Annotated in this window: 5 protein-coding genes; 4 read left to right on the top strand and 1 reads right to left on the bottom strand. The window is 38.8% G+C overall.

Going from position 1 to position 7,713, the window contains the following annotated elements:
- Positions 1-316: 316 nt before the first annotated feature.
- From F6K40_RS37175 to F6K40_RS37165, 3 genes are all read left to right on the top strand, one after another.
- On the top strand, positions 317-1,621 hold the full coding sequence (locus F6K40_RS37175) for a PP2C family serine/threonine-protein phosphatase (RefSeq protein WP_293144312.1): 1,305 nt from the start codon (positions 317-319) through the stop codon (positions 1,619-1,621).
- Positions 1,622-1,650: 29 nt separating this feature from the next.
- Positions 1,651-1,827 (top strand): hypothetical protein, encoded by a 177-nt coding sequence (locus tag F6K40_RS37170; protein ID WP_293144310.1) that lies wholly within the window; start codon positions 1,651-1,653, stop codon positions 1,825-1,827.
- Between the two features lie 233 nt (positions 1,828-2,060).
- Positions 2,061-3,383 (top strand): protein kinase domain-containing protein, encoded by a 1,323-nt coding sequence (locus tag F6K40_RS37165; RefSeq protein WP_293144307.1) that lies wholly within the window; start codon positions 2,061-2,063, stop codon positions 3,381-3,383.
- A 549-nt stretch (positions 3,384-3,932) separates the two neighbouring features.
- Here F6K40_RS37165 and F6K40_RS37160 read toward each other — a convergent pair.
- Positions 3,933-4,952, bottom strand: coding sequence for a CHAD domain-containing protein (locus F6K40_RS37160; protein ID WP_293144304.1), 1,020 nt, complete (start codon positions 4,950-4,952; stop codon positions 3,933-3,935).
- 358 nt (positions 4,953-5,310) lie between these two features.
- Between F6K40_RS37160 and F6K40_RS37155 the strand changes: the two genes are divergently transcribed.
- Positions 5,311-7,713 (top strand): amino acid adenylation domain-containing protein (locus F6K40_RS37155; protein WP_293144301.1); only part of this gene is annotated, 2,403 nt, incomplete at its 3' end.

Genomic DNA, 7,713 nt, shown 5'->3' with positions numbered 1-7,713 from the left:
ATGTTAATAGTTTCATGATTATTGATTGATATTTACTTTTTATGAAAAAAATAATTACGATTAGTTCCAGTATATCTTTTTAAAATTTAACTTAATTTACAAAAATCTTGAGTCTTGGCAGGTTTATACGTTGCATGCAACGTCCCTACAGGAGTGGGGGAGCAAAGTTGTTGTTGGGTTTCGGGTTCCTCAACCCAACCTACGCCTAATGCAAAGTTTTAGCTGTGTCAGTCCACTACAAATTTTGCTGTTCCCTGTTCGCTGTTCCCTCTTTTCTGGAAATGTCTAATATTAGAATAAAATTAGGAAAAAATTTATGAGTGAAGAAACCAAAAAATCAGATCGAGATTTACAACCATGGCGCTTGATGCTAGAAACTGTTACAGGAGCAAGTCACGAGCGCAAAAATTTGCGGAACCAGGATTACGGTGATTATTACCAACCTAACGAGAATGACTTGCCTATTATCTTAGCTATCTCTGACGGCCACGGTAGTGCTAAAAGTTTTAGGAGCGATCGCGGTTCTAAGTTTGCTGTAGAAACTGCTATAGAACTTTTGACAGGTTTAGTAGCTCAAGAAAGCGATCAAGAGAATACCTCAGCAGTAAAAAATCCTGTTAACGATGAGTTTCGCCAAAACATAGTTTCCACATGGAAAAAGAAAGTCGATGACGATCTCAAAAACAAGGACTTTACTTTAGAAGAATGGGATAAATTAGAAAAAGAAGAGGGAGAAAAAGTACGTAAAAGTCTTGAAGATAATAAAGAAGAGCGTAAATATGTTGTTTATGGTGCGACTCTCTTAGCAGTTTTAGTAACAGAAGATTATAACCTTTATCTTCAACTAGGAGATGGAGATATTCTGACTGTAGATACTGGTGGAAACACGACTAGACCTATTGCTAAAGATGAAAATCTGATAGCTAATGAAACCTATTCTTTGTGCATGAAGGATGCGTGGAAATATATAGACAACCATTTTGTCCGTTACACGCAAGAAAGTAAACGACCAATGATTATAGTTTCGACAGATGGTTATGCCAACTCTTTTGATAGTGAAGAGAAATTCATCAAAATTGGTAAAGATTACTTAGATATGATTCGGCAGCAAACTTTTGATGAAGTTGCATCACAACTAAAAGGTTTTTTGGAGCAGACATCTCAAGCAGGGAGTGGAGATGATATTACCTTTGGGTTGATTAAACAAATTGACTATAAAGACAAAGCAGATTATGATAAACTTTGTTGGCAACTTGCCAAAAAAGTTTTTAAAGAAAGCAAAAAAAGCAATGCAGAACTTCAGCAAATAAAAGAACAATTACAAGAATCTGTAAAAAAAGATGATATTCAACTACTTGTTAATCTTTTAAATCAAACTACCGAAACCTACTCAAATCAAATAGAAACACTTGTAACGGATTATAGTAATTTATTACAAGATTTGCAAAAGAGTTTTATAGAGCTATTAGAATTACAATCTAAGAAGTTAGAAGATATTGAAAAATTATTGCAAAATTTAACAGCACAAAAGTCACAAGAGTTAAATTCTACTAAGAAGAAAAAAGTCACAGAAGTAACAAAAATAGAAAGAACAGTCGTAAGCGAAATAAAAAAAAAGTAGATTTTCTGCAAACAGGATTAATTGCGACTATGGTTTTAGTTACTATTAGTATGTTGACAAATATTGCTACTGCTATCTGGTTACTCCCAAAAAGCTTTAGTGATAATAATCCAGAAACAAAACCTTCAGAAACTTCAACTCCTAAAGTTTCACCAAGCCCAAAAACAACACCTTCAAATAGCCTAAAGCCATTGCCTTCCTCATAAAAAAAATCACAAATAGCCAATATTTTTGGCTTTTCAATTAATACGAGAAAAGCTTAAGTAGGTAGGCACGAACAACTCTCACTATGAAAGGAAATGTTGATGCAACTGAGACCTTTGAGATTGCTTCCTTCCACTCCGTTCCAGTCGCAATGACGTATTTGTAAATTTTCCCACCGACCTACTTAAAAAGGCATTCTTTGAAAATATTAACTCAAATTATCAGCAGAAAAATAATGACTCAATTACAAGATGGGCAAAACATTGGAACTGAAATTTCTGGTGCAAACTGTATAATCGAAAAACGCCTTGCTGAAGGCGGACAAGGAGAAGTTTACCAAGTTAATGTTAATGGGAAATTAATGGCTCTCAAATGGTATTTTCCCCATATTGTTGAACAAGATCCTCGTCAAAAAGAGCGTTTAGAAAATGCTATTCAAATGGGTGCGCCTAACGATCGATTTCTTTGGCCAGTAGACTTAGCACTAGCTCCCGAACAACCTTCATCCTATGGTTATATAATGCCTCTACGGGAACCACGTTTTAAAAGTCTCAATGATTTAGTCAAACGTAGAATCGAACCTAGTTTTCGTGCTTTAGTGACAGCAGGATTTGAACTAGCTGATAGTTATTATCAACTTCATGCCAAGGGATTATGCTATCGAGATATTTCTTTTGGTAATGCTTTTTTTGACCCCGATACTGGAGAAGTGCGCATTTGCGACAACGATAATGTAGATGTGAACAAAATGGCTGGAAGTGTTGCCGGAACGCCACGTTTTATGGCTCCAGAAATAGTCAGAGGTGAAGCACACCCTAGCACGCAAACTGACTTATTTTCCTTAACAGTTTTGCTGTTTTATATTCTTTTCAACCATCATCCTTTAGAAGGAGCAAAAGAACAAGCTATTCATTGCTTTGATTTGCCAGCAATGACAAAAATTTATGGCACAGAGGCACTTTTTATATTTGACCCCGACGATCATTCCAACCGTCCCGTTCCTGGGGTACAAGAGAATCCTCTCGCTTTTTGGGAGATTTATCCTCAATCATTACGAGACTTATTTACCAGAGCTTTTACAGATGGAATTAAAGATCCTGAAAATGGTCGAGTACAGGAAAATGAGTGGCGTAAAACCATGCTGAGTTTGCGAGATTCCATCATTTACTGTCCTCATTGTGGGGAACAAAATTTTTATGATGTTGATGCTTTGAAAAAACAAGGAAAACTCAATCCCTGTTGGAGTTGTCAAAAAGAAATAGTCACACCTCCTCGTATCCGTATTGGTAAAAAAATTATCATGCTAAATCACGATACTAAGTTATTTCCTCATCATGTAGACGATGGGAAAAAATATGATTTTTCAGAACCAGTAGCAGAGGTAGTTAGAAATCCCAAAAATCCTAACCTTTGGGGACTGAAAAATCTAACCACTGCAAAATGGGTGGTGACAACAGCTGATAATAACATGAAAGATGTTGAACCTGGACGCAGCGTTACTATGGCAGTGGGAACTAAAATTAACTTCGGAACTGAAAAAGGAGAGATTCGAGTTTGACATACATTGGTGACAACGTGAGATTCTTATTGAAACATTGGGATTGAAATAATGAACCAAAAATTTTCTCTTTTGGTCGATTGGATCTGGTTAGGTAACCGATATGTATACAACCAACCCCATTCTCTGCTAGCGTTGGGGGAGTTTTCTCCCCTCTCAAAAGCAGGAGAGGGGGAGGGGCAGGGGGGAGAGGTCTTCCCTCGTTGCTCGCTCAAACACCCACAATTTTAGTCTTGACACGCTACTACTGGACTGTTTCAGCTAAAAACTGTGCATTAGGGAGTAGGGTAGGGACTAAGGATGCTTAGTCCTTACGGGGGAAAGATTGTTATTGGGTTTCATTATATCTCTTAATCCGTATATCCGTGGCATAATCCGTGTGAGCCGGAAACTTAATCACGGTAGGGACTAAAGATGCTTAGTCCTTACGGGGGAAAGATTGTTATTGGGTTTCATTATATCTCTTAATCCGTATATCCGTGGCATAATCCGTGTGAGCCGGAAATTTCATCTCAAACAGGTATGCTCCTGGCGAGCAAGATGCTCGCACTAGAGATTTACAGGCCGCAATAATTCTGAGCGGAAATTTTGTCGAACTTGAATATTAAGATATCGTCTTTGCAAAACCTGCCATTTCCGCAATGCTTGGTCTCGACTTTGTTGCAGTTGCTTTGCCAAGTTGGGAAGAAGTTTGTCAATGTCAGATTGCAAAATATTTTCCAGAAATTCTCTTAAAACTGCACTATCTTGAATATCGCCAAGATATTCTTGGAGTTCTTTCATATCTTTTAAATAAGCTTCATAAGTTGCACCGTAAAATTCAGTAAACAAACTCATTTGGTAACGAACCCGCTTTACTTCTTTGCGCAAACTATGTAGATTTTCTTCCTCATAATCCCTAATATCTATAGAATAATTATCATTCTTAATTTTCACGACTTGATATTTGGAATTAGTTTTTTGTAGCAGGAAATCCTGATTATCGCTTGTTTCTAAATCCTCTTTTTCTACCCCTACTAACCAACCAGGATGAAGAAATAATTGACTAATTTCTGGTAATAATAAATCTGGTAATACTTCTTGAATTGGTAGTAGAGAAATATCTGTATAAATTGGGCTATCTAACCACTCCTGCAATTTCTGTTTCAACATTAGATAACTCTTGTGTCCGAGTATTGCTCGTACTTTTTTGAACGCTTGGCGACGCTGTTTTCGCAACTGTTGCAAAACTTTATCCAGCTCGACTTGTTCTGGAGGAGGTAAATTTGGTTGATAGCGATTTTCTAGAGCTTCCAAAAGCACATCTAAATCCCTTAAACCCCCTAAACAACGAGCAATTTTACCAATGTTTCGATCTTGAGCAGCTTTCGGCAAACTTACAACAGGTCCAAAACCTTGAGCAGCAGAACGTAAACGACGCATACTCACCCGCATTTGATGCAGTTCCTCTGGATCTTGGTCTTTGAGTACCTCTGGTTCATGTTTTAGAGTTTTCTGAAAATGCTTTTCAAAGGCTAAGGATGCCCAGTCTCCAAGGCTATTGACTTTCGGTAATACTTGTGTTGTCATAGTTAATTGTCACCCTAACTCAACTTTGGCAGTCATGCTTACAACATTCTGCAAAACTGTCATTATAACACCTTTTGTTAATAAGTAACAACTTTTTTTGTGAAATTAATGAAAAGAGGGAACAGGGAACAGGGAACAGGGAACAGGGAAGAATAATTGCTAATTTATGGATAAGAATTGATTTGACTTTTTATTTTTGGAGATGTCTATTAAATAATACGCTATCTGTAGGGGCGATTCGCTTGCTCGCCCCTACTAGATATAGCGCCTATGCGTAAGTCCCGCTCCTATTCATTATTGACTAGATTGGGTCTTTTGTGAAAATATTACTTTTGTAATATCAGTAGAAAAATTATCTATGGTGACAAAAGAAGAAAGCGATCGCCTCTTGACTTTTTGGAACGATACTGCTATGGAGTATCCCCAGGACAAGTGTATCTACCAGTTATTTGAACAACAGGTAGAAAGGACTCCGAACTTGGTAGCGGTAGTGTTTGAGGAAAAACAGCTAACCTACCAGGAGTTGAACGGTAAAGTTAATCAACTTGCCCGCTACTTGCAAAATTTGGGTGTAGGGCCAGAAGTTCTAGTGGGTCTTTGTATCGATCGCTCCTTGGACATGATTATCGCCATGTTAGGAATTTTGAAAGCAGGTGGTGCTTATGTTCCTTTAGATCCAGCTTATCCGACAGAACGTTTAGCTTTTATGGTTGAAGATGCGGGTTTGTCAATTATAGTTACTCAAGAAAAATTGGCGGCAAATTTGCTGGAGTTGACAACAATGGCAAGCTCTTGTCGGATAGTTAACTTAGACAACGATGGGGAAAAGATATGGCAACAAGGTTCTGAAAATCTAGACAGTAAGCTAAGTTCTGAAAATTTAGCATACATTATCTATACGTCTGGTTCTACTGGAAAACCTAAAGGAGTGCAAATTGCTCACAAATCTGTAGTTAATTTATTACAGGCGATCGCTACTTGTCCGGGACTTGGCGCTGACGATACAATGTTAGCTCTCACCACCATATCATTTGATGTTTCGGTTCCTGAAATATACGGATTATTAACTGTCGGAGGTCGCGTCGTTTTAGCTAGTCGAGAAGTAGCAAAAGATCCAGCACAATTAATAGAATTGCTAACATCCCAAAATCCTACAGTTATGTCAGCAACTCCAGCAACTTGGCGAATGCTGCTAGACGGTGGTTGGCAAGGTAGTCAAAATCTGAAAATTATTTCCACTGGAGAGAGGTTATCAAGAGAATTAGCAGACAAGTTATTAGAAAAATGTGACTCCCTCTGGAATCTATACGGACCTACAGAAATTACCGTTTGGGCAACTCTTTATCAGGTAAAATCTGGTGCAGGAGAAGTAGCGATCGGGCAACCTATTGCTAATACTCAAACTTATATTCTCGATCCGGAGCGGAAACAAGTACCTATTGGCGAATCAGGAGAATTGTATATTGGCGGTGCAGGTTTAGCAAAGGGATACCTAAATAGAGCAGAACTAAGTGCGGAAAAATTTATTCCCAATCCATTTAGCACGGAACCAAATTCTCGTCTCTACAAAACTGGGGATTTGGCACGCTACCTTCCTGACGGTAATATTGAATGTCTGGGACGCATTGACGACCAAGTAAAAATTCGCGGTTATCGGATCGAACTTGGGGAAATTGAGGCAACTTTGAGCAAATATCCTGATGTAAAACAAGCTGTAGTTATTGCACGGGAAGATATTCCCAATCAAAAACGCCTCGTTGCTTACTTAGTTCCTGGTTCGGAAGCAGATACAGAAAATGCAGTCAAGCAAACCGAACAATGGCAAAAAATTTGGGATGAAGCTTATATCCAACCAGATGATGAGCAAGATGGGAGTTTTCATATTGGTGGTTGGAACGATAGCTATACCGGGAAAGACCTCGATCCTGAACAAGTGCGAGAATGGGTAGAGCATACGGTGGAGCGGATTCTATCTTTGCAACCGCAGCGACTCTTGGAAATCGGGTGTGGGACGGGTTTGCTTCTGTTTCGGGTCGCCACCCAATGTCAGCATTACTACGCTACGGATCTTTCTGGGGAAGCAATTCGCTATCTAGAACGACAAATTGGTAATAGTGAATTGGCATCCTCAGTAGTGTTGCGTCAGAAACCTGCGGATGGATTGGGAGAGATTGTTAATGAACCTTTTGATACAGCTATCTCTAATTCAGTGATTCAGTTTTTTCCCAGTATTGAGTATCTAGTTCAGGTTATAGAAACAGCGGTACAGTTAGTCGAACCTGGAGGTCAAATTTTTCTGGGAGATATACTGAGTTTGCCTTTGTTGGAAATGTTTCATACGTCGGTGCAGTTATATCAAGCTTCTGCTTCCCTTTCAATATCAGAATTAGGGCAACGGATAGCTTCGCGTCTTGCTCGAGAACAACGACTAATTATTGATCCTGAATTTTTTATTGCTCTAAAAGCGCATTTACCTCAAATTAGTCATGTAGAAATTCAACTCAAGCGCGGGAATTATCAAAATGAATTGACTCGCTTCCGTTATGATGTTGTTCTCCATGTAGGGAAAAAAGTTTCGACTCTGACAACTTCTCCTGTATTTCTGAATTGGCAGGAAAATCCCCCCCTAACCCCCCCTTTGAAAGGGGGGGGAGATTCGGAAAGTTTGAGTATCCCTTTGAAAGGGGGGGGAGATTCGGAAAGTTTGAGTATCCCTTTGAAAGGGGGGGGAGATTCGGAAAGTTTGAGTATCCCTTTGAAA

This window comes from Okeania sp. SIO3I5, from assembly GCF_010672085.1.
Taxonomy (GTDB): domain Bacteria; phylum Cyanobacteriota; class Cyanobacteriia; order Cyanobacteriales; family Microcoleaceae; genus Trichodesmium.
Note: the sequence above shows the minus strand (reverse complement) of the source record. Positions and strands in the feature narration are given on the sequence as shown.